The organism is Ruegeria sp. BE9, from assembly GCF_056538765.1.
On record NZ_JBQFTS010000002.1, the window covers coordinates 389,151 to 415,453 of the forward strand.

A 26,303-nucleotide genomic window follows, 5' to 3' on the forward strand; every position below is an offset into this window, starting at 1 on the left:
GCTCCGGTTCAATCACATTGGTGGTGCAATACGGAGCCCACACTATGATCCTGTCCAAATTTCGCTCAGAAATTCAAACCACCACTCACAATTCTACTCTGCGCGACGGGCTGATCGGAGAGAACACTCTGATACCGGGTCTGCATGGGGACGTGCCGCTGGTTTATGCGGACTATGTCGCGTCAGGTCGAGCGCTGCGGCAAGTAGAGGATTTTGTCGCCGAACAGGTGCTGCCCTTCTATGCCAATAGCCATACCGAGGCCTCCTATTGTGGGTCATATATGACCCGTCTGCGCCGCGAAGCGCGCGCAGAAATCGCCCGCATCGTTGGTGCGAGGGGAGACGACGCGGTGATCTTCACCGGGTCCGGTGCCACTGCGGGTCTCAATCGGCTGGTCAGCTTACTTGGTGTGGATGCGGCTGACCGGCCGGTTGTATTGATTGGGCCGTATGAACATCATTCGAATATTTTGCCGTGGCGTGAAAGCAAAGCGCAGGTGATTGAAATCCCCGAGTCCGCGGATGGAGGCCTCGACCTGACCGCGCTCGAACGGGTTCTGGTTGAAAACGCGGATGCGGATCTGATCATCGGATCGTTCTCGGCTGCGTCAAACGTTACTGGGATTATCACTGACCCAGATCCAGTGACCCGAATGTTGAAGGCGCATGGCGCGGTTTCGGTTTGGGATTACGCGGGGGGTGGTCCTTATTTGACTATGGAGATGGGCACAGAGGATGCCCGCAAAGACGCTATCGTCGTTTCTCCGCATAAGTTTCCGGGTGGCCCTGGCGCGTCGGGCGTTTTGATCGTTAATCAGACTGCAGTGACACGTACCTGCCCCAGTTGGCCTGGTGGTGGCACGGTTAGTTTCGTCTCGCCCTGGCGGCACGACTACAGTGAGGATTTGGCAACTCGAGAAGAGGCCGGCACACCCAACGTGATTGGAGACATCCGTGCGGCGCTTGCGTTTATTGTTAAAGATGTTGTCGGAACCGATGAGATTGCCATACGCGACGCACAGTACAACCGCATGGCGTTGGCAGGGTGGGGTGACAACCCCAACCTGACCCTTTTGGGCACGGATAACCCGCACCGCTTGCCGATTTATTCCTTCTTGGTTCGCGACAATTTGGGCCAGCCCGTTCACCAACAGCTGTTCACTCGGATGCTGAGCGATATCTATGGCATTCAGGCGCGTGGCGGCTGTGCTTGTGCGGGACCGTATGCGCATCGCCTGCTTGGGATTGATCGCGAGACGTCAAAAGAACTGCATGCGGTGTTGTCTGCCGGAGAAGAAATGAAGAAGCCCGGCTGGGTTCGCCTGAATTTTTCATATCTCATGAGCGAAGAGAAGGTTCAGTTCATCATCGACAGCGTCAATGACCTGTCGCGCCGCACCGAAGAGTTTGCACCTTTTTACAGTGCTGACCCGGCGACGGCCCGCTTCAAAGCGGCGTGACGGAATTGCCGCTTTTCTCAACGCGTTGAGACAGGTATGAGAGGCTCCAATTAACGGAGCTTCTTATGAACAAGATCACCCCTCAACCCGGCATTATGGACATTGCGCTCTACCAGGGCGGCCAGTCGCATGTGGCCGGGGTCGAGCATGTGATTAAGCTAAGCTCTAACGAAAACCCGTTTGGCCCTAGTCCCAAGGCGATTGAGGCCGTGCGCGACAGTGCCGCAACCCTGCATCGTTATCCCAGCACTGATCACGCGAGTTTGCGGGCCGCCGTTGGTGATCGTCACGGGCTTGATCCCGCGCGCATCATTTGCGGGGTCGGCAGCGACGAGGTGCTGCAATTCATAGCTCAGGCCTATGCAGGGCCGGGCGATGAGGTCATTTATACCGAGCACGGTTTTTCTATGTATCCGATCATCGCCCGCATGGCAGGTGCGACACCGGTAATGGTGCCCGAGCGCGACCGTCACGTTGATGTGGACAACATCCTCGCTGCTGTCACTGGGCAAACGCGGATTGTTTTTGTGACCAACCCGGGTAATCCGACCTCGACCATGATTCCCGAGGCCGAACTGGTTCGGTTGGCCGAGGCGCTGCCGCAGACTTGCCTGATGGTGATCGACGGGGCCTATGCCGAATTCGTAGACGGGTTCGACGGCGGCGCAGCGCTGGTGGATCGGTTTGAGAACGTGATCATGACCCGAACCTTCTCAAAGGTTTATGGATTAGGCGGAATGCGCGTCGGCTGGGGTTATGCCGCGCGGTCGATCATTGACGTGTTGAACCGCGTTCGGCAGCCGTTCAACCTGTCACTGACGGCTTTGGCTGCAGCCGAGGCTGCGGTCAACGATGTGGAGTTCTTGTCCTTTTGTCAGGCTGAGAACGCTCGCTTGCGCGTGTGGTTGTCGGCAGAGCTCGACAAGATCGGCGTACCGTCGGACACGTCCTGTACTAACTTCATTTTGGCCCGCTTTGCTGATCAAGCCGAGGCCGAAGCCTGCGACGAATATCTCAAGACACAAGGTTTGATCGTGCGTCGCGTGGCTGGTTACAACCTGCCGAACGCATTGCGGATCACCGTAGGGGACGAGAAAGCGTGTCGTCGTGTTGTCGAGGCGATTACTGCGTTCAAGGGAGGGGCGGCATGAGCCACGTATACGACCGCGTCGCTCTGATTGGGTTGGGCCTGATAGCATCATCAATGTTCTGGGCCATTAAACGCTCTGGACTCGCGGGTGAGGTCACCGGTTATGCCCGGTCTGAGGCAACCCGCGACACGGCCCGCCGTATCGGTCTGTGCGATCGCGTTTGCGATACCGCACGCGAGGCGGTCGAAGGTGCCGACCTCGTCGTCTTGTGCGTACCCGTTGGCGCGATGGGGGCCGTTGCCGAGGATATCGCTCCGGTCCTGAAACCCGGTGCGACTGTGACCGACGTGGGATCGGTGAAGCGACACGTGATTCAGGCAGTTTCTCCACATATTCCCGACGGTGTGCATTTCATCCCGGCGCACCCTTTGGCGGGGACTGAACACTCCGGTCCCGAAGCTGGCTTTGCCGAGCTTTATGACAACCGCTGGTGCTTGTTGGTTCCTGTTGAAGGGTCAGATCCCGATGCCATCGCACGCTTGCGAGAGCTGTGGGAAGGGATGGGCGCAAATGTGGATGAGATGGACGCGGACCACCACGATCTGGTTTTGGCGGTGACGTCCCACGCGCCGCACCTGATCGCATACACGATGGTGGGCGTGGCTGATGACCTGCGCCGAGTTACTGATAGCGAAGTTATCAAGTATTCTGCAGCTGGTTTCCGGGATTTCACCCGGATCGCGGCCTCGGATCCGACAATGTGGCGGGACGTGTTCCTGACTAACAAAGATGCAACGCTGGAAATCCTTGGGCGTTTTACCGAAGAGCTTTTCGCCTTGCAGCGCGCAATACGAACCGGAGATGGCGAACATCTGTTCGACTACTTCACCCGCACCCGCGCAATTCGACGCGGAATCATTGATGCCGGGCAGGATACGGATGCCCCCGATTTTGGGCGAGGGAAAGCAAATCCATGAGGCGCGGCTGGAGGCTCTTGATGTTTGGATGTGTGGCGGTCAGCGCCACGATGTCCAGCGCGGCCCCTCCAGAGCAATCACTATTTCCAGTGACGCGTCCCACCGAAGCACCCGTTCTGGCTTTTGCCAGCAGGGTTTCTGATGAACTCCGCCCCAAATTGCGGCCCACATCACAGGCCGTTCAGGTCGCAGCTGCGGCCCCGACGGATTTATCCGCGCTGGATCAAAGCTCTCCCATTAGACCGTATTTGCGGCCCAAAGCCGTAGAGATGGAAGTGTTGTTCCAAAAACGAAAGCTGCGCAAAACCTCGGTCTGCGGGGATATTGATATCCAAGGCAAGCCCGTAGGGAATGTGCCAGGTAAGATCAAAGCGTGCGGTGTCAAAGATGCAGTACAGATCACTTCGGTTTCGGGCGTAGTGCTAAGCCGACCGTCCACCATGGATTGCGGGACAGCCATCGCGCTGAACAAATGGGTCGATAGTACGGTCAAACCTACTTTCAAACGGCGCGGACCCGTGGTCGAACTGAAGATTGCAGCTCATTACGCCTGCCGAACCAGGAACAACCGCAAGGGCGCAAAGATCTCTGAGCATGGTAAAGGCCGAGCGATTGATATTTCGGGCTTTAAGATGGCAGACGGTGAAGTGGTCACAGTCCTGAACGGCTGGCGAAAGAACCCTTCAAAGCGGCAACTGACGAAAATCTGGCGCGGGGCATGCGGCCCATTTGGCACTGTCTTGGGGCCGAACGCAGATCGGTACCACCGGGACCATTTCCATCTGGACACGGCGCGCCACCGGCGTGGCCCATACTGCCGTTAACGCAATATCAATCGTGGCGCTGGCCCAAGCGGAACCGGACCCAACCCGACAAATCCATCACGGAAGTTGAGTTGAAGATCTAACGCGGTGGGGTTTCCCCCCAGCCCGGCCATAAAGTTCAGGGCACGCGTTACTGGTTCAACTGCCTTGTCAGGTAAAGCGCCTGCTGCGTTGGCCATGGCGATCATATCTTTCCAGTTTTCGGCTTTTACGGCTATCTCGCCCGTAGGTATGCCTTGGGCATCCACGTCCAACTCACCTGTCGCGAATAACCGTAGTGCGCCCCATTGCATCTCGGCCAGTCGCAAGTCGATATTTACAGGTTGTGGTCTGCTTTCTTCCAATGCTGAGCGGTCCCAAGCCTTATCGAAGGTGACAGTCATATCCAGCGCCAGAGTTTCAAAGGCCTGCGGCAATGACGCCGCAGAGTGCATAAGGTCCCGCAGTTCATCGCCGGGGGTAAAGCCGTCAATACGTGCTCCGATCACATAAGCCTCGGGGGTGAGGGTTTGCTCCATCAATAGGGCAAGTGTATCTCCGCCAGCCAGTGCTTCTGTGTCGTCAGTGATTGACCATGGCCCAGCGGTCAGCGCCATCTTTTCCAGCACTAGGGCGACACCGGGTTGCAATTGTAGTTCCGCCTGCAAATCCTGGGCTTCGATGGTGGCTGTCTGGTCAAAGTAGGACAGCCGCTGTGGTGTGTCCGCAAACCGCAATACTTGGCGACCGGGCCAGATTGCAGGGCTTTGGAATTCAATCCAGTCAGCGCTCCAGGCGGTGCCGTTGACTGGATCGGCCAGTGCAGGGCTGTTCAGGCGGGTCATGTGGTGAAAGGGAAAGCCGGCGGTTTCAACCTCAGAAAAATCGGCCTGCCAGCCCCTTTCCTGCTGTTTGTCGAACCACGTTGTAATGGCATTGCGCAGCCCGAAACCGGCGATGAACCAATAGGCGCTCCACGCGATAAAGACGAAAATGATAAACCGCACCAGACCGCGCATTTACAGATGGCCCTTTTTCCTGCTCTGGAATTGATGTTTATAGGCCCAAACGGGCAAGGACCAGTGCTATGACGATGTGGGTTTTTGGATATGGATCGCTGCTGTGGAATCCGGGCTTTCCGGTATCCCGCAGCGAACGCGCAACTTTACACGGCTATGCTCGATCCTTTTGCATGAGCTCTATCCATCACCGAGGTACAGAGGAGCATCCAGGTCTTGTGCTGGCATTGGATGAGCAGACTGAGGCCAATTGCAAGGGATTGGCGCTGGCGGTTGAAGCAGGTCATGAAGAGCGCACCCTGCACGAGTTGCGAGAGCGAGAGCTGATTTCTTCAGCCTATGTCGAAAAGATGCTGGATGTTCAACTGGATAGCGGTGAAGTGGTGAATGCCGTAACTTACGTGATTGACGCTGATCACGTGCAGTATTGCGGCGGTATGCCGTTGGAAGAGCAGGCACAGATCATCGCGCACGCAGTTGGCGGCCGCGGTCCGAACACTGAATACCTGTACAACACCGCTGAACACCTCGCTGAGATCGACCTGCGCGATCCCGATCTTGAGTGGTTAGCGCAACGGGTCCGGAACATCACAGCATAAACCCTTGGCGTCACCGGCGTATTTTCGCTAGATTCGGTTTAGAGCAGGCAAAAAAACCGGGAACCAAGGGCATGCCGCAGGCACAACAGGGCGCGAGACCGCATTTCTCGCAACCCATTCGTCAGATCGTTACGATGCTGGTCGCTATTGCTTTGGCCGGGTTCGGTGTCTTTATGGCGCTGCCATATGTACTGCCGGTCTTTTACGCGAACCCCTATCTGAACGGTTTCATAATACTCGTTTTTGTCATCGGTGTTTTAGCCTGTTTCTACCAGGTTACACAGTTGATCGGCTCTGTGCGTTGGATCGAGGCATTTGTTGGCGGGGTCGTCGGCGAGGACGCCCGTACACCACAGTTGCTGGCGCCACTAGCGTCGCTATTGCGTGAACGGGGTGCTCGCTCGCAAATCAGTTCGACCTCGACCCGTTCAATCTTGGACTCTGTGGCAGAGCGTATTGAAGAAGAGCGTGAGATCACTCGCTATATCACCAACGTGCTGATTTACCTTGGCCTTTTGGGTACATTCTTTGGATTGGCCACGACGGTGCCTGCGATTGTCGACACGATCCGCAGCCTTAACCCGCAAGAAGGCGAAGAAGGGCTGGCCGTTTTTAACCGCCTTATGGTTGGGCTGGAATCTCAGCTGCAGGGCATGGGCGTTGCCTTCGGGTCGTCCTTGCTGGGCCTTGCAGGATCCTTGATCGTCGGCTTGCTAGAGCTTTTTGCCGGTCACGGGCAGAACCGATTTTATCGCGAACTCGAAGAATGGCTTTCATCGATCACCCGTGTTGGTTTCGCAGGTATGGATGAAGGTGGGGCGGAATTGGCGGTTCTTACCCCTGTTTTGGATGCCATGTCCGAACAGATGAACGCTCTGCAGGATTTATTTTCTGCACAAGAGGCTGATCGCGCAGCGGTTTCGTCGAGATTGGGCCAGTTGGCGGATTCCATTGGAGAGATGAACCAACGCCAATCCGATAACGATGGTGTGACCGCTGCGTTGGAGCGTATGGCACTAAGTCAGGATGCCTTGCTGGATCACATGCGCGAACAAGGAACGGGCGACGGTATCGATGCCGAAAGTCGGATGCGTTTGCGGTCGATGGATGTCCAACTGCTACGTATTCTTGAGGAGATCTCAGCAGGTCGCCAGGAAAGCATGAGTGAGTTCCGAAAAGATATCGAGCTGCTTGTCAAAGCTTTGACGCTCCCCCGAGGCGCCGTGCGCACCGCTCCAGAAGGAGAGTAACTTATGGCCCTGTCCCGTCGCACAGGTCAGCGTTTTCAAGGCTCGGTCTGGCCAGGCTTCGTGGATGCGATCACCGGGCTTTTGATGGTGCTTACATTCGTGCTGACCATTTTCATGGTGGTCCAGTTTGTTTTGCGCGAAACCATTTCTGGGCAAGAGGACGAGCTGACCGCCTTGTCAAACGAAGTTGCGGCGCTTGCCGGTGCTTTGGGGCTGGAAGAACAGGAAAACAGCCGATTGCAGGCGCGGCTTGGGGTGCTGAACTCAACTCTGAACCAGGTCGAAACTGAATTGGTGCAGGCGCAGATTCGTCTGACCGACTTTGAGGCCCAGGTCACAGCTTTGCTGCTGGATCAGGAACGCTCGCGTACTGAGATCGAAACACTTGAGACGCAACGCGAAGAATTGATTAGCGAGCAGGAGGCCCTGAGTCTTGCTTTGGCACAAAGCCGTGCCGAGATCGACGAGCAAACCGAGGCTGCACGACTAGCTGCTGCTCAACGTGAGGCATTGGAGGCGTTGGTCGCAGACCTTGAGACCAGCGATGCAGCTCAGACAACTCGTATTACCGAACTTGAAGAACAACTGAGCGCTGAAGAGGCCGCCAAGCTGGCCGAAGCTGCCGCTGCTGAAAACCTGCGCAACCGCTTGCAGGACGCTGATGCAGAACTGACCGCCATGACGCTTGCATTGGAGGCTCAGCGCAAGGAGGCCGAGGAAACGCTGACGCTGCTGGCTGCAGCTCAGGCCGCGAAAAAGGAACTAGAAGCTCAGTTCGGTGAGTTGAACAACGAGGACTTGCGCGCCCGGTTAGAAGCCGCACTCGCCGCCCAGACCGAAGCGCAAGCCGAAGCGTTGGCTCAGCGCACATTGGCAGAAGAGCGTGCGGCGCTTCTGAATGTGGCGCGCGAAACCTTGTCAGTCGAGCAGAAGATTTCGGAAAAAGCGCAGCGCGAAACTGCACTGTTGAACCAACAGATGGCGGCATTGCGCGAACAGTTAGGCGGGCTGCAAGCTCTGCTGGATGACTACGAAGAGCGTAATGCTGCCGCAGACATCAGAATTCAGACATTGGGCCAGGACCTGAACGCAGCGTTGGCCCGCGCGGCATCGGAAGAACGTCGCCGCCGCTTGTTGGAGGAGGCAGAACGCATCCGACTCGAGGCCGAGACGCAAGAATTGGCGGCGCAAGCCGAGGACTTGCAGCGTTACCGCTCTGAGTTTTTCGGGCGCCTGAGGGATGTTCTGGGCAACGAAGAAGGCGTGCGGATCGAAGGGGACCGTTTCGTGTTTTCCTCCGAAGTGTTGTTCGACACCGGCTCAGCTGTCTTGTCACCTGTAGGTCAGCAGGAGGTCGCCAAAGTGGCTGCCATTCTACGCAGCGTGGCAGCAGAAATTCCCGAAGGCCTGAACTGGGTAATCCGGGTGGACGGGCATACGGATAACGTCCCATTGGCCGGCACAGGTCGATACCGAGACAACTGGGAGCTCAGCCAAGGGCGCGCACTGTCTGTGGTTCGATATATGGTCGAAGCCTTGGGTATTCCGCCGGACCGCCTTGCCGCGAATGGTTTTGGTGAGTTTCAGCCCGTTAACCCGGCTGACACGCCTGAAGCCAGGGCACAGAACCGCAGGATCGAGTTGAAGCTAACAGAGCGCTAAAGATGCCGGCTGGTGCTCGGATTGTTCGGTATCTGACGCACCCTCAAGTTCGTGTGGATCCGACAGTACCTGTCCCAAATTGGTCGTTGAGTGATGTTGGGCGTGCCCGTGTTGCCCAAATTGCCCAGCACCATAGAGCTTTGGCAGGCACCAAGCACATCTTTAGCAGCAACGAGAACAAAGCGCTCCAAACGGCGCAGCCATTGGCCGATGCTTTGGGCCTGAAGGTCGAAGTACGGCCAAATTTGCATGAGAATGACCGCAGTGCGACAGGGTTTCTTCCTGCCGACGAGTTTGAGCGTGTCGCGGATCAGTTCTTTGCCAATCCTGACCGAAGTATTCGGGGATGGGAAACGGCCAAAGATGCTCAGAAGCGCATTCATGAGGCCGTAACCGCGTGCCTGCTCAATTCGAACAGAGGTGACATTCTGATTGTTGGGCACGGTGGAGTAGGAACTTTACTCTACTGTGCGCTGTCCGATGTGCAAATTGACCGAAGGTTCGACCAGGGTCCGGGTGGTGGAGGCAATTGGTTCGCATTCCGCCTCGAAACTATGAAGCCATTGCATGCGTGGCGGCCCATGGAGGAGATGACCGCGCAATAGCCTTTGTTCGGGGTCTGACTGGGACATCAGCTTGGGTCACAAAAAAAAGCCCGCCAAATTGAGGGCGGGCTTTCACTATTGGTGGAACAACAATTAGTCTGCCGTCAACAACGGAGGCTTGTCGCCAGGAATGCGTGGTTGATCCGGCCCCAGAATTTCCAGGTTCAGCTCACCCTTTTTGACCGACACACGAACCAAGCCACCCTTAGCCAGTTTGCCGAACAGCAATTCCTCGGCCAGAGGTTTCTTGATGTGCTCTTGGATCACACGGCCAAGTGGACGGGCGCCCATCTTGTCGTCATATCCCTTGTCGGCCAACCATTCGGCAGCCTTGGGTGTGAGATCGATGGTCACATTGCGGTCAAGCAGTTGTGCCTCAAGCTGAAGCACGAACTTTTCGACCACCTGCAGGATGACCTCTTTTGGCAGCGGCGCAAACGAGATCACAGCGTCCAGACGGTTGCGGAATTCCGGCGTGAAAGTGCGCTCGATCGCGGCGGTGTCTTCACCCTCGCGACGGTCACGGGCAAAGCCGATGGCGGCCTTTGCCTGTTCCTGCGCACCCGCGTTCGAGGTCATGATTAGAACCACGTTGCGGAAGTTCACCGTGCGGCCGTTGTGATCAGTCAGCTCACCGTGGTCCATCACCTGCAACAGGATGTTGAACACGTCCGGGTGGGCCTTTTCGATCTCATCCAGCAGCAGGACGCAATGCGGATGCTGGTCGACGCCGTCAGTCAGCAGGCCACCCTGATCAAACCCGACATAGCCCGGAGGCGCGCCGATGAGACGGGAGACTGCGTGTTTCTCCATGTACTCGGACATATCAAAGCGCAGCAGCTCTACGCCCAGCGTATCCGCCAGCTGTTTGGCCACCTCGGTTTTACCCACACCAGTCGGTCCAGCGAACAGATAGTTCCCGATGGGCTTTTCTGGTTCACGCAGTCCAGCTCGTGCAAGTTTGATCGCGCTGGACAATGCCACGATGGCATCGTCCTGACCAAAGACCACACGTTTCAATGACGCTTCTAGGTCTTTCAGCACCTCGGCATCGTCCTTAGTGACGTTCTTGGGTGGAATGCGTGCGATCTTGGCCACAACAGCTTCGATCTCTTTCACACCAATTGTCTTACGGCGACGGCTCTCCGCGACCAGATGCTGAGCGGCACCGGCTTCGTCAATCACGTCGATGGCTTTGTCCGGCAGTTTGCGGTCGTTGATATAACGTGCCGAAAGCTCAACTGCGGTTTTGATCGCATCAGCGGTGTATTTGATTTCGTGATGCTCTTCGAAATACGGCTTAAGGCCACGCAGGATCTTAACGCTGTCCTCGACCGAAGGCTCATTCACGTCGATCTTTTGGAACCGGCGACTCAGTGCGCGGTCCTTTTCGAAATGCTGACGGAATTCTTTGTAAGTCGTCGACCCCATCGTACGCAGCTTGCCACCCTGCAAAGCAGGCTTCAGCAGGTTCGACGCATCCATAGCTCCGCCCGAAGTGGCACCAGCACCGATAACCGTGTGAATCTCGTCGATGAACAGTACCGCGTCGGGATGCTCTTCCAGTTCGGTTACAACCGCCTTCAGGCGTTCTTCGAAATCACCGCGATAGCGTGTGCCAGCAAGCAGCGCACCCATGTCCAGCGAATAGATTGTGGTGTTGGACAGAACATCGGGTGCTTCTCCGCCCACGATTTTATGCGCTAAACCTTCGGCAATCGCGGTCTTGCCCACACCGGGGTCACCCACCAGCAGCGGGTTATTTTTGCGGCGACGGCACAGTACCTGGATGCAACGTTCAACCTCATCGGCACGGCCGATCAGAGGGTCAACATCGCCAGCGCGCGATTTGGCGTTCAGGTCAACGCAGTACTTTCCAAGCGCGCTTTCTTTTTGGTCGCCTTCGCTAGCGCTGGATTGAACCTCTTCTTCGACCTGATCCGCACCCGAAACTGAACGGTTTTCCCCATAGGCCGGATCTTTGGCCACGCCGTGCGCGATGAAGTTCACCGCGTCGTAGCGGGTCATGTCCTGCTCTTGCAGGAAATAGGCTGCGTTGCTTTCACGCTCAGCAAAAATGGCGACCAATACGTTGGCGCCGGTAACTTCAGTGCGGCCTGAGCTTTGGACGTGGATCGCAGCACGTTGGATCACGCGCTGGAAGGCAGCCGTCGGAACAGCCTCGGATCCGTCAATGTCCGTCACCAGGTTCGATAGGTCCTCGTCAATGAATTCGACCAGAGTGCTGCGCAGTTCTTCCAGATCGACGCTGCAGGCCTTCATGACACGGATAGCGTCAGGCTCCTCTAGCAGCGCCAAGAGCAAATGCTCCAGCGTTGCAAATTCGTGGCGCCTTTCGTTCGCTGCCGCCAGGGCTGCGTGAATGGCTTGTTCTAATGTGCTCGAGAATGAAGGCACGCGGGTGCTCCTCTGTCTTGGGTCGAAAGGGGCAGGCATAGGCCCCGCTCCAACCATGTCCTCATACTATTAGAGTTTGGTTGATCGTGGCCCGGCTTCAAGGGTTTTCTTTCACTTGACAGTCACATTTAGCGTGACCGTGGCTGTGAGGAGGCCGAAATAGGCACTAGAAACGGTCTTTTCTAGCCCTGATTTCTGCAAAAACTTCGGCAGGGTCTGCATCCTCCATCCCCAAATTAGCCTGAATCGCCGGGTCAGCAGCTCTCAAAAACGGATTTGTCGCCTTTTCGAGGGCCAGAGTCGAAGGCACTGTGGGCTGTCCGGCGGCGCGTGCACTGTCGATATCAGCTACGCGTTTCTGCAGTGCAGCGTTGTCGGGATCGACAGTCACAGCAAACTTGGCGTTAGATTGCGTGTATTCATGCCCCGAGCAGACGGTGGTATCGTCCGGAAGAGCGGCGAGCTTGCTAAGAGAGGCCCACATTTGAGGCGCAGTCCCCTCAAACAGGCGTCCGCACCCCAGTGCCATGAGGCTGTCAGCTGTGAAGACAGCAGAGCTGTTGGGCATATAATAAGCAACGTGGCCAACAGTGTGGCCAGACACATCCAAGACTTGGACCGGTTCACCGCCAAATTCGAATACGTCGCCATCGGCTACCTCTTGATCCAGAGGCGGCAGGCGATGCGCGTCAGCTGCGGCACCGATGACCTTGGCGGGGTGCTTTTCCAGAATGGCAGCCAGCCCGTCCACATGGTCCCAATGATGATGGGTTAAAAGAACGTGGGACAGTTTCCAGCCGCGGCTTTCCAATTCTGCCAGAATGGGCCCTGCTTCGGGTGCGTCGATTAATGCGGTGTTGCCGCTATCGGCATCATGCGCCAAAAAAGCATAGTTATCGCTGAGACATGGGACGGTGACGATCTCAAGAGGCATGGCCTTTTGCCCTTTCGTTGCTAGACTGCGCTCAGCTAAGCCGATTGACCGGGTGTCCGCAATGCATCTTGATGTGCAGGATCTGAGGAATTTCTACTACCGCAGCACATTGGGCCGTGCGGCGCAGGCGGCGATACGTGGCCGACTGACCCAGATATGGCCCGAAGCCAAGGGGCAGACGGTGGTGGGGTTTGGGTTCGCAGTGCCGTTGCTGCGGCCGTATCTGTCGGACGCGCGGCGGGTGATCGGCCTGATGCCGGGGCCGCAAGGCGTAATGCCTTGGCCCGCTGGTATGCCCAATGTGTCAGTTTTGACCGAAGAAACACTTTGGCCGATCGAAACGGGCCATGTGGACAAATTGGTCGTTATGCACGGCTTGGAAACCTCGAGTCGCCCAAGTGAATTGCTAGACGAATGCTGGCGCGTTTTGGGTCCTGGTGGGCGGGCGATGTTCGTTGTGCCAAACAGGACCGGTTTGTGGTCACGGTCGGATCGGACGCCATTTGGTTTTGGGCGGCCCTATTCGGCGTCGCAGCTGGAGAACCAGCTCAAAGCGCATCACTTCATCCGGGAAAGCCACTGCTCTGCCCTATATCTACCGCCGTCATTTCGTCGTTTCTGGCTGAAATCCGGTAACCTGATCGAGAAAACGGGGCAGCGTGTTCCGACCGTAATGGCGGGCGGCGTTTTGATGGTCGAGGTCACCAAGCATATCCGACCCCCAAGTGGTAGCGTCACAAAAGACGCTGAACGGCGTCCCATCAAAGCTCTGGATGGATTGTTGAAGCCTGCGTAACGATCCGCTCGGTTGAAGCGTGGAAAAAATGCGGGAAAAAAGTCACAGGAATCGCAAAAACCTGCATATTCGTAACATTTTTCAACTGACCTTAGGGGTCCAAACCGTCGCACTTAACCTAAGTGACTGAAAATTAAAGATTTGTGGATAACTGCGTTACCGCTATAGTATATTGCTTGGTTGGTTCTGCTCTGCTACATCCCCGGTGATTTTGATCCCCGCCCTTTATGGACGGGGTTTCCTCACGCCCCAAGGTAGCGGCCGCTACCCAAAATCGGGGCCTCAAATATCGGAAGGGTGGACGTGTCCGAACCAGCTTCGATTTCCACAGGCATCGCCGAGCGCTATGCCACCGCAATCTTCGAGATTGCAAAAGAGAACAATGACCTTGCAGGTCTGGAATCCGGCATCAATGATCTGTCTGCAGCTCTGGGCGAAAGCGCCGAGCTTCGCGACCTGATTGCATCTCCGCTGGTTTCGCGTGCCGAGCAGGAAGGGGCAATTACCGCAATTGCCGACAAAATGGGCTTGCACGCTATCCTGCGTAACACGCTGGGTCTGATGGCGCAGAAACGCCGCCTGTTTGTTGTGCCGCAGTTGGTGCAGGTTCTGCGCGACATGCTGGCCGAAGAGCGTGGCGAAGTAACCGCAGATGTCGCCTCGGCCAAAGCGCTGACCAAGACACAAATGGAAAAACTGTCCAAGACGCTGTCCGAGCGTGTGGGCAAGACCGTGACTATCAATGCGACCGTGGATGAAAGCCTCATCGGCGGTCTAGTCGTTAAAGTGGGCTCGAAGATGATCGATAGCTCGATCCGCTCCAAGCTCAACTCCCTACAGAATGCAATGAAAGAGGTCGGATAAATGGGAATCCAAGCTGCAGAGATTTCTGCAATCCTGAAGGACCAGATCAAGAATTTTGGTCAGGAAGCCGAAGTGGCCGAAATCGGCCGCGTGCTGAGCGTCGGTGACGGGATTGCCCGTGTATACGGCCTGGACAACGTGCAAGCCGGTGAGATGGTCGAATTCCCCGGTGGAATCATGGGCATGGCCCTGAACCTGGAAAGCGACAACGTTGGTGTCGTTATCTTCGGTTCTGACCGTGACATCAAAGAAGGTGACACTGTTAAGCGCACCAACTCGATCGTGGACGTTCCGATTGGCGACGAACTGCTGGGCCGCGTTGTTGACGGCTTGGGCAACCCGCTAGACGGCAAAGGCCCGATCAACGCAACCAAGCGTGGCGTTGCGGACGTTAAAGCGCCGGGCATCATCCCGCGTAAATCGGTTCACGAGCCGATGGCAACTGGCCTGAAGTCGGTTGACGCGATGATCCCGATTGGCCGTGGCCAGCGTGAGCTGATCATTGGTGACCGTCAGACAGGTAAAACTGCCGTTGCTTTGGACGCGATCCTGAACCAGAAAACCTACAACGAGGCAGCAGGCGACGACGAGTCGAAGAAACTTTACTGCGTTTACGTTGCGATCGGTCAAAAGCGTTCGACCGTTGCTCAGCTGGTGAAGAAACTGGAAGAGTCCGGCGCGATTGACTACTCGATCGTTGTTGCTGCGACCGCGTCCGACCCGGCGCCGATGCAGTTCCTGGCACCTTACGCCGCGACCGCGATGGCCGAGTACTTCCGTGACAACGGCCGCCACGCTCTGATCATCTATGATGACCTGTCGAAGCAGGCTGTTTCGTATCGTCAGATGTCCCTGCTGCTGCGCCGTCCGCCCGGACGTGAAGCTTACCCTGGTGACGTTTTCTACCTCCACTCGCGTCTGCTGGAACGTTCGGCGAAGCTGAACGAAGACTTCGGCGCAGGCTCGCTGACCGCTCTGCCGGTTATCGAAACTCAGGGCGGTGACGTTTCGGCGTTTATTCCGACCAACGTGATCTCGATCACCGACGGTCAGATCTTCCTAGAAACCGAACTGTTCTACCAAGGTATCCGTCCTGCTGTGAACACCGGTCTGTCGGTTTCGCGTGTGGGCTCCTCGGCTCAGACCAACTCGATGAAGTCGGTTGCGGGTCCGGTTAAACTGGAGCTGGCTCAGTACCGTGAAATGGCTGCGTTTGCGCAGTTTGGTTCAGACCTCGACGCCGCGACTCAGCAGCTGCTGAACCGTGGTGCGCGCCTGACCGAGCTGATGAAACAGCCGCAGTACTCGCCGCTGACCAACGCTGAAATCGTCTGCGTTATCTTCGCGGGCACCAACGGTTACCTCGACAAGATAGACGTGTCCGATGTTGGCCGTTACGAAGCTGGCCTGCTGGCGCACCTGCGTGGCAAGCACGCGGACCTGCTCCAGTGGATCACGGACGAAGATCCCAAGATCAAGGGTGAAGCTTCCGACAAGATCAAGGCTGCGCTGGACGAATACGCCGCAACCTTCGCTTAAGGGAGAGGCGGGCATATGCCAAATCTTAAGGACCTTAAAAACAGGATCGAGTCGGTCAAATCGACCCGCAAGATCACCAAGGCCATGCAGATGGTCGCGGCTGCAAAATTGCGCCGCGCCCAGGAATCTGCCGAAGCCTCGCGTCCCTATGCCGAGCGGTTCAATGCCGTGATGGCGGGGCTGGCGGCTTCGGTCGGGGGCAGCGACAGCGCCCCCAAACTGCTCCGTGGTACGGGCAGTGATGATGTCCATCTGCTGGTTGTGATGACAGCTGAACGCGGCCTCTGCGGCGGCTTCAACTCGAACATCGCCAAGCTGGCCCGTGTCAAAGCGGAAGAGCTGCGCCTGAAAGGCAAGACTGTCAAAGTTCTGACTGTCGGCAAAAAAGGCCGCGACGCGCTCAAGCGTGATTTTGGCGATATGTTTGTCGGACATGTCGACCTGAGCGAAGTCAAACGCATTGGTTACACCAACGCGCAAGACATCGCGAAGGACATCCTGTCCCGCTTCGACGGGGGTGAGTTCGACGTTGCCACGATCTTCTACTCGAAGTTCGTCAACGTTGTGACCCAGATCCCGACGGCACAGCAGATCATCCCCGCCTCGTTCGAAGACGAAGCGACGGGTGACGACAGCGGTGCCGTATTCGATTACGAGCCGAGCGAAGAGGCCATCTTGGCCGATCTGCTGCCCAAGGGGGTTGCGACCGCGATCTTCTCGGCTCTGCTCGAAAACGGAGCGTCTGAACAGGGTGCACGGATGTCCGCGATGGACAACGCGACACGCAACGCGGGTGAGATGATCGACAAGCTGACGATCCAGTTCAACCGCTCGCGTCAGGCCGTGATCACCAACGAGCTGATTGAAATTATTTCCGGCGCCGAAGCGCTGTAAGAAAACCGGAGACGAAACATGGCGAATGCAAAAGGCAAAGTCACACAGATCATCGGGGCCGTCGTCGACGTGCACTTCGAAGATCAACTGCCTGAAATTCTGAACGCGCTGGAAACCACCAACAACGGCAAACGCCTGGTGTTGGAAGTTGCTCAGCACCTGGGTGAAAACACTGTCCGCACCATCGCGATGGACGCGACCGAAGGTCTGGTCCGTGGCGAAGAAGTGACCGACACCGGCGCACCGATCTCGGTACCGGTTGGTAATGCCACCCTGGGCCGAATCCTGAACGTGGTCGGCGAGCCGATCGACGAAAAGGGTGAAGTTGCCGCAACCGAAACCCGCGCGATCCACCAGCCCGCACCCGAGTTTGACGAACAGTCGACCGAGTCGGAAATCCTGGTCACCGGCATCAAGGTTGTTGACCTGCTGGCCCCTTACGCCAAAGGCGGTAAGATCGGTCTGTTCGGCGGCGCCGGCGTTGGTAAAACCGTTCTGATCATGGAACTGATCAACAACATCGCAAAAGTGCACTCGGGCTTCTCGGTGTTCGCGGGTGTTGGTGAACGGACCCGTGAAGGGAACGACCTGTACCACGAGATGATCGAATCGAACGTTATTAAGCCGGACAACCTGTCGGAATCGCAGGTGGCCTTGGTTTACGGTCAGATGAACGAACCTCCGGGAGCACGTGCGCGTGTTGCTCTGACCGGTCTGACACTGGCCGAGCAGTTCCGCGACCAGTCCGGTACCGACGTTCTGTTCTTCGTCGACAACATCTTCCGCTTTACGCAGGCGGGCTCCGAGGTTTCGGCTCTGCTGGGTCGTATTCCTTCGGCGGTGGGCTACCAGCCTACACTGGCCACCGACATGGGCGCCCTGCAGGAACGCATCACCTCGACCAAGTCGGGCTCGATCACCTCGGTTCAGGCGATCTACGTCCCTGCGGACGACCTTACCGACCCTGCGCCGGCAACCTCGTTTGCTCACTTGGACGCGACCACCGTTCTTAACCGTGCGATCTCGGAAAAGGGTATCTACCCTGCGGTTGACCCGCTCGACTCGACCTCGCGTCTGCTCGACCCGGCCATCGTTGGTGAAGAGCACTACAAGGTTGCGACCGACGTTCAGCAGATCCTCCAGCGCTACAAGTCGCTGCAGGACATCATCGCCATCCTTGGCATGGACGAACTGTCGGAAGAGGACAAACTGACCGTGGCACGTGCCCGTAAGATCGAGCGCTTCATGTCGCAGCCGTTCGACGTGGCTCAGGTCTTCACCGGCTCGCCGGGCGTTCAGGTTCCTCTGGATGTGACTATCGCGTCGTTCAAGGCCGTTGTAGCCGGCGAATACGATCACCTGCCCGAAGCAGCCTTCCTGATGGTTGGCGGCATCGAAGAAGTGATCGCCAAAGCGGAGAAGATGGCCGCAGAAGCCGCCTAAGGAGTATCCCTGATGGCAAACACGATGCAATTCGACCTCGTCAGCCCCGAGCGGAGCCTAGCTTCGCTCGCGGCGACCGCGGTCCAGATTCCCGGCGCGGACGGGGACATGACGGCGATGCCTGATCATGCTCCTACCATTACCACTCTGCGCCCGGGCATCCTGAAGGTCGACTCACCCGAAGGTTCCAGCGAATACCTGGTTACCGGTGGGTTTGCTCAGATCAACGGCGATGGCCTGTCGGTTCTGGCTGAAAAAGCCATTCCGGTAACCGAGGTGACCCGGTCGCATTTGGACGACCTGATCGCTGAGGCGCGCGCTTCGCACGAAGTGGCCAAAAACGGCGACGATCAGAGCATCGTCGACGACGCCGCTAAACTGCTGGCCGATATGGAAGCCCTTGGAACGCACATGAGCCTGTAAGGTTCAAGCGAATTTAATGAATAGAAACGGCCCTGCTTTGTCAGGGCCGTTTTTTTGTCGTGATTTTATTCGAAGTGCGGGATAGGTTTAAGAGATTGAAAAACAAAGAAGATGGAATGAAAACTTTTCAAACCCACCCGATTGGTATCGATCAAGGCGAGGCAGTGTTGTTTTCCGAGTTCGCTGATGGAGGCGACATGTGGACCGGAGAGGGTCCTCGGGAGCGACAGAAATCCATCACGTTCAGTAAGTCCTTCCGGTCTGAGCCGGTGGTCCAAATCAGCGTTTCATTGTGGGATGTGGATACGTCCTCGGCCTTGCGCGCGGAGGTTACGGCCGAGGAAGTTTCTCCGGAAGGGTTCGTCGCCGTGTTCCGAACATGGTCCGATACACGGATTGCACGGATACGGGTGACGTGGACCGCCATTGGCGAAGTTCCACATGACGATGATTGGGATATCTCCTAACGCGCCTGACACGGCGCGATAGGTTTTCATTTAGTCGTCCTGCGCTTCGATCATGTCCACGCGTGTGGCGTGACGGCCGCCTTCGAATTCGGCGGTTAAGAAGGCGTCAACGATGTCCAGCGCCTGTCCTTCTCCGACAACACGTGCACCAATGGACAGCATGTTGGCGTTGTTGTGTTGACGGATCATACGGGCCGAGAACGCGTCTGAGCAAACGCCACAGCGGATGCCGGGGACCTTGTTAGCGGCCATCATGATACCTTGGCCAGTGCCGCAGAGAATGATCCCAAGCTGGCAATCGCCAGATGCCACGGCCTCAGCTGCCGCTTTGCCGTGTTTCGGATAGTGCGTGCTTTCGGGCGTCTTGGGGCCGATGTCGACGACGTCCCAGCCCTGGGCTGCGATGTGATCGGCCACTACTTTACGCAGTTCAATTGCGGCGTGGTCGCTGGAAAGAACAATTCGTTTTGAGGCTGTCACGGTATCGTCCTGCCTTGTTTTGGTGTATGGGGAAGAAAAAGGGCGGCTATTGCGCCGCCCATTTCTGTTAATCCATGTGATACATCGACTCGTAAATCGGGGTCAGAGTCTTGTCTTCGAACAGGGAAGATACGCTGGTGCCGTTCCAGATGTTCAGGATCGCTTGCGTAAAGATCGGCGCGGTTGGCACGATACGGATGTTCTTGGCTTTCAGGATCTCTTTGGTCGGTTGGATCGTGTCGGTCAGCACCAAAGATTTCATCACGGAATTTGTCACGCGCTCGACCGCAGGGCCGCTCATGACGCCGTGAGTGATGTAAGAGTGAACTTCTTTCGCGCCGTTATCCAGCAACACCTGGGCGGCTTTGCACAGAGTACCAGCAGTGTCGCACATGTCGTCAACGATCAGGCAGATCTTGTCTTTGACGTCGCCAATTACGGTCATCTCTGCGACTTCGCCCGCTTTTTCACGGCGCTTGTCCACGATCGACAGCGGAGCATTGATGCGCTTGGCCAGTTCACGAGCGCGGGCCACGCCACCAACGTCAGGTGAGACGACCATCAGCTCGTCCAGATTGTTCTGGAACTGATGTTTCACATCCAGCGCAAAGATTGGCGAGGCGTAGAGGTTGTCCACTGGAATATCGAAGAAACCCTGAATCTGTGCAGCGTGCAGGTCCATGGTCAGAACCCGCTCGATACCAGCACCGGTCAGCATGTTGGCAACCAGTTTGGCGCTGATCGGAGTACGCGCCTTAGTGCGGCGGTCCTGGCGGGCATAGCCAAAGTATGGAATTACGGCAGTGATCCGTTGGGCAGATGACCGGCGCAGTGCGTCCGCGATGATCAAAAGCTCCATCAGGTTGTCGTTGGCTGGGTTCGAGGTCGGCTGGACGATGAACATATCCTCGCCGCGGACGTTCTCGAACACTTCGACGAAAATCTCGCCGTCGTTAAACCGTTCGACCCGTGCATCGACCAGACCTTGGTCAACACCGCGATACAGGCTCATACGGCGAGAGATTGTTTCGGCAAGCGGAAGATTTGCGTTCCCAGCGATTAGCTTGGGTTCGTTGAGTGTCGGCATCGGCTGAGGTCCCCGGGCAGCAATGGCAAATGTGACAGATTCGTGATGTTGACACCGCTTAGCATGGCCTTACCGTCCAGCAAAGATAACGCTGCGGAGAAAGTGAACATGGCCCAGATTGACTACTTTTTTGCGACACTCTCGCCATACACCTACCTGGCAGGGGGGCGTCTTGAAGAGATAGCGGCAAAACACGATGCGACAATTAACTATAAGCCGCTGGATATTATGGCTTTGTTCGCGCGCACAGGTGGGACACCGCCTAAGGATCGCCATATCTCGCGGGTCGAATACCGAGCGCAGGAATTGCTGCGGCAGTCAAGAAACCAGAGGATAGAGTTCAACCTGCAACCCGCACATTGGCCAACAAACATGGCACCATCCTCATACGCGGTGATCGCGGCAGTAAAAGACGGGTCCGGTGACGTGGGCAAGTTGGTACAGTCATTTCTGCGTGCTTGTTGGGTCGAGGAAAAGGACATCGCCCAAGACGAAGTGATCCGAGATTGCCTATCGCAGGCCGGATTTGATCCCAGCCTTGCGGATAGCGGTCTGCTGGTCGGTGCTGAAACCTACGCAGCCAACCTTGAAGAAGCCGTGGATCGGGGCGTCTTTGGTGCTCCTTTCTACATCACAGAGGATGACCAGCGATTCTGGGGACAGGACCGGTTGGACGATCTGGATCGACATCTGGCTGAGATGAAGGGATGAGCCACGCTCCATCCACTTTTGTCAGGGCTCTGGGGCAGGGCGCGCATAAGGCGTTAGCTCTGCACTGTACCATTGCACATTCAGGTGCCTGGTCAGGGTTGGCGGCCGCTTTGAATGGTCGGGCGACCCTGATCGCACCCGATATGCTGTCGCATGGGAACAGTCCGGATTGGGACGGGCAGGGTGATTACTATGACCTCGTGACGCAACAAGCGGCTGAACAATTGACGGAACCTATGGACGTGATCGGGCACTCGTTCGGTGCCATGGTGGCCTTGCGGCTGGCGATAGAACATCCCGATCTGGTCCGCAGCGTCGTTTTGATAGAACCCGTGTTCTTTGCGATCGCGAGACTGGCCGCTCCGAACCTTCTCAAGCAGCATGACGAAGAGGCACAGCCCTATAAGGACGCTTTGGCCGCCGGAGATTTCGCGTTGGCCGCCAGATTGTTCAACCGTATGTGGAGCACCGAAGACAGCCCCCGTTGGCCCGACCTTCCAGAACGCACGCGCACCGCGATGGTTCGCGGAGTTAACGTTGTAGCGGCAGTTGAGGGCGCCTTGTTCGACGATGACAAGGGTCTGGCCAGACCTGAAGCTATCAACAAGGCTGCTATGCCGATCCTGATCTTGTGTGGAACAAAGACCCACCCCGTCATGCCTGCCGTTGCTAAGGGCCTGCAACGTCTTTTGCCTGACGCATCTTGCGCGGTCGTCGAAGGCGCAGGGCACATGCTTCCAATTACCCACCCAAGTGATACGGCGCGGTTGGTGGTTCCCTTCTGGAAAGAGGCATCGACCGTCTCGGCCTGAGACGATCCCAGGCTAGGTCATTTGGTCATAGAAGAGCGAGGAACCTGTCTATTTCCTCTGCACTTATTGACCAGTCGCACACCAATCGGCAGGCGAGGATCTCTTCATCCTCGCCACCATCCAGTTCCGCCCCCCAAAGGTGGTAGACTGCCCCGGCGTCGTGCAGTTGTTTGTGCCGTGCACGAGAGAACTGCGCAAAGATCATGTTGGCCTGTGGTTCATGCAGGAACAAAGCACCTTTCGACCTCAGGCCCTCTGCTAAACGGGCGCAGCTGGCATTCGCCTGACGGGCTGTTTTCAACCACAGATCGTCTTGTAGGTAAGCCGCCATCTGAGCGGATAGATAGCGATGTTTGGAAAACAGGTGAGCACCGCGTTTGCGTCGCAGCTCGAATTCCCAGGCTTTGGATTCATCGAAGAAGACAACGGCTTCGACCCCCATCAACCCGTTCTTGGTGCCGCCGAAACTCACCACGTCGACACCTGATTTCCATGTCATTTCCGCAGGTGAGCAATTCAGCGCAACCAGCGCGTTGGTGAACCTTGCGCCGTCGAGATGAACGGGCAAACCGAAGTCTTTTGCCACTCCGCAGAGCTCTTGCAGCTCGTCCAATGAGTAGACTGATCCACGCTCGGTCACCTGCGTGATGGAAACAGGGCCTCGCTGAGGGCCGTGAACACCACGCACTTCTTCTGCCGTGATCGCTTTGCGCAGAGCACTCGGATCCATTTTATCGCCACCCGGAACGAGCGTCAGCTTGGCACCGCTGTAGAATTCCGGAGCGTTGCACTCATCTTCGTGGATATGTGCGACCGGCGAACAGAACACTGTATCCCAAGGGTTTGAAAGTGTGGCCAGGGCCAACGAATTCGCAGCGGTACCAGTGGCCACCAGATAAACCGCCGCGCCCGGCGCCTCAAAGATTCCGCGAATGCGGTCCCGCACTTCGTTCATCAGCGTGTCTGCGCCATAGGCCATCTGGTAGCCCTCATTGGCCGCATTCAGTGCGGCCATGACCTGCGGGTGAACTGGCCCGGAATTGTCAGAGGCGAAGTACATCAGCTGGGCTCCTCGATGATATAGTCTTCCCACTCTTCGAGTGGTGTTTCGAACTCGGATACTGTGCGACCCTGAACCGACATTCCGGCGGCATGCACGCTGTCGGGCGTACCAGATATCAACGGGTGCCAGTCGTAAAGAGGTTTCCCCTCCCACAGCAGCCGATAGGCGCAAGTCTGCGGCAACCAATAGGCGTGTTCGTCGATGTTGTCGGGCGCCATCACGATACACTCCGGCACGAATTGGTGGCGGATGTCGTATTGCGTGCAACGGCAGGTTTCATCGTCAAGCAGGCGGCAGGCTACGCAGGTTAGGGCGACCTCGCCAGTGTCCTCGTCTTCCAACTTGTTCAGACAGCATTTGCCGCAACCGTCACATAGAGCCTCCCATTCGCGCTGATTCATCTTGGTAAGCGGCTTACGCTCCCAGAAACGCGGGCTCAGGCCTTTGCGATCAATAGGATCGGTCGTCATAGCGCCGCCAGAATACCGCGAGCCTTGTCGCAATCCGTATCCATCTGGGCGATCAGGCCGTCGAGGCCATTAAATGTCATCTCTGGGCGCAAATAATCAACCAGCCCGACTGATAGGGTCGCGCCATAGAGATCCCCTGAGAAATCGAACAAGAAGGTCTCAATATTTGGGGTTTCACCATTGAACATAGGCCGGGTGCCGACCGAAGCTGCACCGTGATAGCTGCCCTGGTGGGGGCCGTCCAAAACATCAACTAACACCGCGTAAACGCCGAACTTCGGCGGGTGCAGGCCTTCAATCGACATATTGGCTGTCGGGAAGCCCAGTTCTCGACCGCGCTGTTCACCGCCGATCACCTCGCCCTCGATCCGATGCCAATGGCCCAACATAGTGGCCGCGTCTTGCGGGCGGCCCTCGGACAGGGCGGTGCGTATCGCTGTTGAAGAAACCACGTTTTCAGACCGTTCCATCAATGGTGCTATGGTCACGCCAAACCCCATTTCTTGCCCGAAGCGGACCATGTCATCGGCCGTTCCACTGCGTCCTTTGCCAAAACAGAAATCGGCCCCCACGACCACGTGTGACAACCCCAGGCCGTCGCAGATAACAGTGCGGGCAAATTCCTCTGGGGTCAGGCCAGCCAACGCGGCGTTGAACGGCAATTCGTACAGTTTTCGCACACCCAGTTTTTCCAGCCGGTGCGCGCGTGCGTTGCCACGCATCAGGCGAAACGGAGGCGTATCCGGTGCGAAGTATTCGCGCGGGTGCGGCTCAAAGGTCAACACCCCTAAAGGGGCATCCGTGGCAGATCGGCGCGCAAGTTCTATTACCGACTGGTGGCCGATATGAACGCCGTCAAAGTTCCCGATTGCCACACTGGCACCGCGGTCCTGAGGCTCGATAAACTGAAAATCCCGGATAATGCGCATGGCGACTGCCTAGCGGGACTGGACCGCTTGTTCAAGAGCCTGAGACGTCTGGAAAACCTCAGTCGAACTTGCGGGACGGAGCCAGCACCATCGCTTCGCCAATCAGTACTTTCTTGCCCTCAACCGAGCAGTGGCAATCCAGTTTGACGCGGCGCTTAGAAAAGTCGATGTCGACGACTTTGACTTCGGCGTAAACCATGTCCCCAGGGCGTACGGGGGCCAGAAACTTCAACGACTGACCCATGTAGACAGTTCCGTGTCCGGGCAGCTGCTCTCCAATCACGGCTGAGATCAGGCCGGCGGTCAGCATCCCATGCGCGATACGGCCTTCGAAGATTGTATCGCGGGCATAGTCGTCGTCCAGATGCACTGGATTTCGGTCAGTCGAAACTTGCGCGAACATCTCAATGTCTTCATCCGTCACCACTTTGCGCAGGTAACGGGTCATGCCCATTTCGATGTCTTCGATACAGATCGTTCCGCGCGGCAGATTGTCCAACATGTCACCCTCGTTCGAGATCAGTGGGCAACAAAACAATCAAAGTCGCCCGTGTTGGGCAACTTTATTACTTCGCAGTCGCAGAAAATCAAGTCTTTTCTGACTACCTCAATCGTCCGATTGTGTATGTCGGATTGATATTTTCCCTTGCGATGTAGTCGGTTAGGGATTCGTGGTGCGGGTGGTGCGACGTTTTTGTTTCGGCTGCGGCCAATCCGCCCGAGATGAACAGAGAATCAATGCCCTCACCCATACCTCCTAGAATGTCTGTATGTGGGCCGTCTCCGATAACCAGAATGTCACCGTCGGGGATGTCGTGTCCCAATTCCTGCAACCGGCGGCGGGCCAGATCGTAGATTGGCGGATGAGGCTTGCCGAAGTAGAGGCTCTCTCCGCCCATCTCGGTATAGAGCTTTGCCAGAGCGCCGGCGCACCATTCGCGAACTTCGCCACGATCGACCACGATGTCTGGGTTGGCGCACAAAAGCTTCATGCCCTTTTGTTTGGCATAGAGGAAATCCGGGCGATTGACCGACGGATCCGCCATTGGGTCGAACGGACCACAGCAAACAATCCCTTCAGCTTCGTCCAGTGGCACACGTTCAATATGAATAGGATGATGCAGCAGCTTGAGCGGCTCAAAGAAGCCCGCATCACGCTCCCATTCGCCCATGAAATAAACCTTTTCGCCAACAGCTCCTCGGAACATTGCCGAGCGGGCCGAGTCGCCGCTTGTTGCAATGGTGTCATAGGCGTCAGCGGGGACATTGAATTGCGCCAGTTGATCGGCGACGCCCGCGCGCGGCTTGGGCGAGTTCGTTACCAAAACCACGACGCCGCCCTTAGCACGATAGGCCTTAAGGGCGGCAACAGCCTCGGGGTAGGCGGTGATGCCGTTGTGGACACAGCCCCAAAGGTCAACGAACAACGCTTTGTAGCGATCAGATACTTCGGAAAGGGCGTGGATGATCTGGGTCATAGTGGCCTCGGAGCAAAATGCAGGTTTGC

General features: G+C 56.9%; 27 protein-coding genes. 17 read left to right on the forward strand and 10 right to left on the reverse strand.

The annotated features are described in order from the left end of the window. Nucleotides 1-44: 44 nt before the first annotated feature. The 4 genes from ACR0EO_RS08500 to ACR0EO_RS08515 all read left to right on the forward strand — a co-directional run bounded on the left by ACR0EO_RS08500 (nt 45) and on the right by ACR0EO_RS08515 (nt 4,352). On the forward strand, nt 45-1,460 hold the full coding sequence (locus ACR0EO_RS08500) for an aminotransferase class V-fold PLP-dependent enzyme (RefSeq protein ID WP_480688875.1): 1,416 nt from the start codon (nt 45-47) through the stop codon (nt 1,458-1,460). 65 nt (nt 1,461-1,525) lie between these two features. Next, the gene (hisC, locus tag ACR0EO_RS08505) at nt 1,526-2,611 is read left to right on the forward strand and encodes a histidinol-phosphate transaminase (RefSeq protein WP_480688877.1); all 1,086 of its coding nucleotides are present in this window, start codon (nt 1,526-1,528) and stop codon (nt 2,609-2,611) included. Then, nucleotides 2,608-3,528 carry a prephenate/arogenate dehydrogenase family protein gene (locus ACR0EO_RS08510; protein ID WP_480688878.1) on the forward strand — a complete coding sequence of 307 codons (921 nt, stop codon included), beginning with the start codon at nt 2,608-2,610 and terminating at the stop codon, nt 3,526-3,528. Before hisC ends, ACR0EO_RS08510 begins: the two co-directional genes overlap by 4 nt. A gap of 20 nt (nt 3,529-3,548) precedes the next feature. Next, the gene (locus tag ACR0EO_RS08515; protein ID WP_480688880.1) at nt 3,549-4,352 is read left to right on the forward strand and encodes an extensin-like domain-containing protein; all 804 of its coding nucleotides are present in this window, start codon (nt 3,549-3,551) and stop codon (nt 4,350-4,352) included. On the opposite strand, the gene ACR0EO_RS08520 is transcribed toward ACR0EO_RS08515, so the two are convergent. Then, complete coding sequence (locus ACR0EO_RS08520) at nt 4,349-5,350, reverse strand: DUF2125 domain-containing protein (protein ID WP_480688882.1); 1,002 nt, start codon at nt 5,348-5,350, stop codon at nt 4,349-4,351. The genes ACR0EO_RS08515 and ACR0EO_RS08520 overlap by 4 nt on opposite strands. 68 nt (nt 5,351-5,418) lie before the next feature. Between ACR0EO_RS08520 and ACR0EO_RS08525 the strand changes: the two genes are divergently transcribed. From ACR0EO_RS08525 to ACR0EO_RS08540, 4 genes are all read left to right on the forward strand, one after another. Next, a complete protein-coding gene (locus tag ACR0EO_RS08525; protein WP_480688884.1) occupies nt 5,419-5,949 on the forward strand; it encodes a gamma-glutamylcyclotransferase in 531 nt (176 codons plus the stop codon). A gap of 71 nt (nt 5,950-6,020) precedes the next feature. Beyond that, the gene (locus ACR0EO_RS08530; RefSeq protein ID WP_480688886.1) at nt 6,021-7,199 is read left to right on the forward strand and encodes a biopolymer transporter ExbB; all 1,179 of its coding nucleotides are present in this window, start codon (nt 6,021-6,023) and stop codon (nt 7,197-7,199) included. Nucleotides 7,200-7,202: 3 nt separating this feature from the next. After that, nucleotides 7,203-8,861, forward strand: a complete 1,659-nt coding sequence (locus ACR0EO_RS08535; RefSeq protein ID WP_480688888.1) for a peptidoglycan -binding protein — start codon at nt 7,203-7,205, stop codon at nt 8,859-8,861. A 2-nt stretch (nt 8,862-8,863) separates the two neighbouring features. Then, nucleotides 8,864-9,466 carry a histidine phosphatase family protein gene (locus ACR0EO_RS08540; RefSeq protein ID WP_480688890.1) on the forward strand — a complete coding sequence of 201 codons (603 nt, stop codon included), beginning with the start codon at nt 8,864-8,866 and terminating at the stop codon, nt 9,464-9,466. Between the two features lie 93 nt (nt 9,467-9,559). Here the strand turns inward: ACR0EO_RS08540 and clpA are convergent, their stop codons facing one another. Beyond that, complete coding sequence (gene clpA, locus ACR0EO_RS08545) at nt 9,560-11,884, reverse strand: ATP-dependent Clp protease ATP-binding subunit ClpA (RefSeq protein WP_480688892.1); 2,325 nt, start codon at nt 11,882-11,884, stop codon at nt 9,560-9,562. A 166-nt stretch (nt 11,885-12,050) separates the two neighbouring features. Then, nucleotides 12,051-12,818 (reverse strand): hydroxyacylglutathione hydrolase, encoded by a 768-nt coding sequence (gene gloB, locus ACR0EO_RS08550; RefSeq protein WP_480688893.1) that lies wholly within the window; start codon nt 12,816-12,818, stop codon nt 12,051-12,053. A gap of 61 nt (nt 12,819-12,879) precedes the next feature. Here gloB and ACR0EO_RS08555 point away from each other — a divergent pair, with 61 nt between their 5' ends. The 7 genes from ACR0EO_RS08555 to ACR0EO_RS08585 all read left to right on the forward strand — a co-directional run bounded on the left by ACR0EO_RS08555 (nt 12,880) and on the right by ACR0EO_RS08585 (nt 19,244). Further along, entirely contained in the window at nt 12,880-13,614 is a 735-nt protein-coding gene (locus tag ACR0EO_RS08555; protein WP_480688895.1) for a methyltransferase domain-containing protein, read from the forward strand. A gap of 303 nt (nt 13,615-13,917) precedes the next feature. Continuing rightward, nucleotides 13,918-14,478 carry a F0F1 ATP synthase subunit delta gene (locus tag ACR0EO_RS08560; RefSeq protein WP_480688896.1) on the forward strand — a complete coding sequence of 187 codons (561 nt, stop codon included), beginning with the start codon at nt 13,918-13,920 and terminating at the stop codon, nt 14,476-14,478. After that, nucleotides 14,479-16,017: a F0F1 ATP synthase subunit alpha gene (gene atpA, locus ACR0EO_RS08565; RefSeq protein ID WP_480688898.1), complete on the forward strand. Its 1,539-nt coding sequence runs from the start codon at nt 14,479-14,481 to the stop codon at nt 16,015-16,017. Nucleotides 16,018-16,032: 15 nt separating this feature from the next. Then, entirely contained in the window at nt 16,033-16,911 is an 879-nt protein-coding gene (locus tag ACR0EO_RS08570; protein WP_480688900.1) for a F0F1 ATP synthase subunit gamma, read from the forward strand. Between the two features lie 18 nt (nt 16,912-16,929). Further along, nucleotides 16,930-18,354, forward strand: coding sequence for a F0F1 ATP synthase subunit beta (atpD, locus tag ACR0EO_RS08575; protein WP_480688902.1), 1,425 nt, complete (start codon nt 16,930-16,932; stop codon nt 18,352-18,354). 12 nt (nt 18,355-18,366) lie between these two features. Further along, nucleotides 18,367-18,777 carry a F0F1 ATP synthase subunit epsilon gene (locus ACR0EO_RS08580; RefSeq protein WP_475211030.1) on the forward strand — a complete coding sequence of 137 codons (411 nt, stop codon included), beginning with the start codon at nt 18,367-18,369 and terminating at the stop codon, nt 18,775-18,777. Nucleotides 18,778-18,893: 116 nt separating this feature from the next. After that, the gene (locus ACR0EO_RS08585; RefSeq protein ID WP_480688905.1) at nt 18,894-19,244 is read left to right on the forward strand and encodes an H-type lectin domain-containing protein; all 351 of its coding nucleotides are present in this window, start codon (nt 18,894-18,896) and stop codon (nt 19,242-19,244) included. A 30-nt stretch (nt 19,245-19,274) separates the two neighbouring features. On the opposite strand, the gene rpiB is transcribed toward ACR0EO_RS08585, so the two are convergent. After that, on the reverse strand, nt 19,275-19,724 hold the full coding sequence (gene rpiB, locus ACR0EO_RS08590; protein WP_480688907.1) for a ribose 5-phosphate isomerase B: 450 nt from the start codon (nt 19,722-19,724) through the stop codon (nt 19,275-19,277). Nucleotides 19,725-19,791: 67 nt separating this feature from the next. Beyond that, complete coding sequence (locus ACR0EO_RS08595; protein WP_480688909.1) at nt 19,792-20,811, reverse strand: ribose-phosphate pyrophosphokinase; 1,020 nt, start codon at nt 20,809-20,811, stop codon at nt 19,792-19,794. A 108-nt stretch (nt 20,812-20,919) separates the two neighbouring features. Between ACR0EO_RS08595 and ACR0EO_RS08600 the strand changes: the two genes are divergently transcribed. Beyond that, the gene (locus ACR0EO_RS08600) at nt 20,920-21,522 is read left to right on the forward strand and encodes a DsbA family protein (RefSeq protein WP_480688911.1); all 603 of its coding nucleotides are present in this window, start codon (nt 20,920-20,922) and stop codon (nt 21,520-21,522) included. After that, a complete protein-coding gene (locus ACR0EO_RS08605; protein WP_480688913.1) occupies nt 21,519-22,334 on the forward strand; it encodes an alpha/beta fold hydrolase in 816 nt (271 codons plus the stop codon). Before ACR0EO_RS08600 ends, ACR0EO_RS08605 begins: the two co-directional genes overlap by 4 nt. Nucleotides 22,335-22,359: 25 nt before the next feature. On the opposite strand, the gene ACR0EO_RS08610 is transcribed toward ACR0EO_RS08605, so the two are convergent. From ACR0EO_RS08610 to ACR0EO_RS08630, 5 genes are all read right to left on the reverse strand, one after another. After that, entirely contained in the window at nt 22,360-23,394 is a 1,035-nt protein-coding gene (locus ACR0EO_RS08610; RefSeq protein WP_480688915.1) for a threonine aldolase family protein, read from the reverse strand. Then, on the reverse strand, nt 23,394-23,867 hold the full coding sequence (locus ACR0EO_RS08615; protein WP_480688917.1) for a YcgN family cysteine cluster protein: 474 nt from the start codon (nt 23,865-23,867) through the stop codon (nt 23,394-23,396). Before ACR0EO_RS08615 ends, ACR0EO_RS08610 begins: the two co-directional genes overlap by 1 nt. After that, the gene (locus ACR0EO_RS08620) at nt 23,864-24,796 is read right to left on the reverse strand and encodes a bifunctional riboflavin kinase/FAD synthetase (protein WP_480688919.1); all 933 of its coding nucleotides are present in this window, start codon (nt 24,794-24,796) and stop codon (nt 23,864-23,866) included. The genes ACR0EO_RS08615 and ACR0EO_RS08620 overlap by 4 nt, the downstream gene beginning before the upstream one ends. Before the next feature lie 58 nt (nt 24,797-24,854). Next, nucleotides 24,855-25,298 carry a MaoC family dehydratase gene (locus ACR0EO_RS08625; RefSeq protein ID WP_480688921.1) on the reverse strand — a complete coding sequence of 148 codons (444 nt, stop codon included), beginning with the start codon at nt 25,296-25,298 and terminating at the stop codon, nt 24,855-24,857. A gap of 100 nt (nt 25,299-25,398) precedes the next feature. Next, nucleotides 25,399-26,274: an HAD family hydrolase gene (locus ACR0EO_RS08630; RefSeq protein WP_480688923.1), complete on the reverse strand. Its 876-nt coding sequence runs from the start codon at nt 26,272-26,274 to the stop codon at nt 25,399-25,401. Nucleotides 26,275-26,303: the final 29 nt, after the last annotated feature.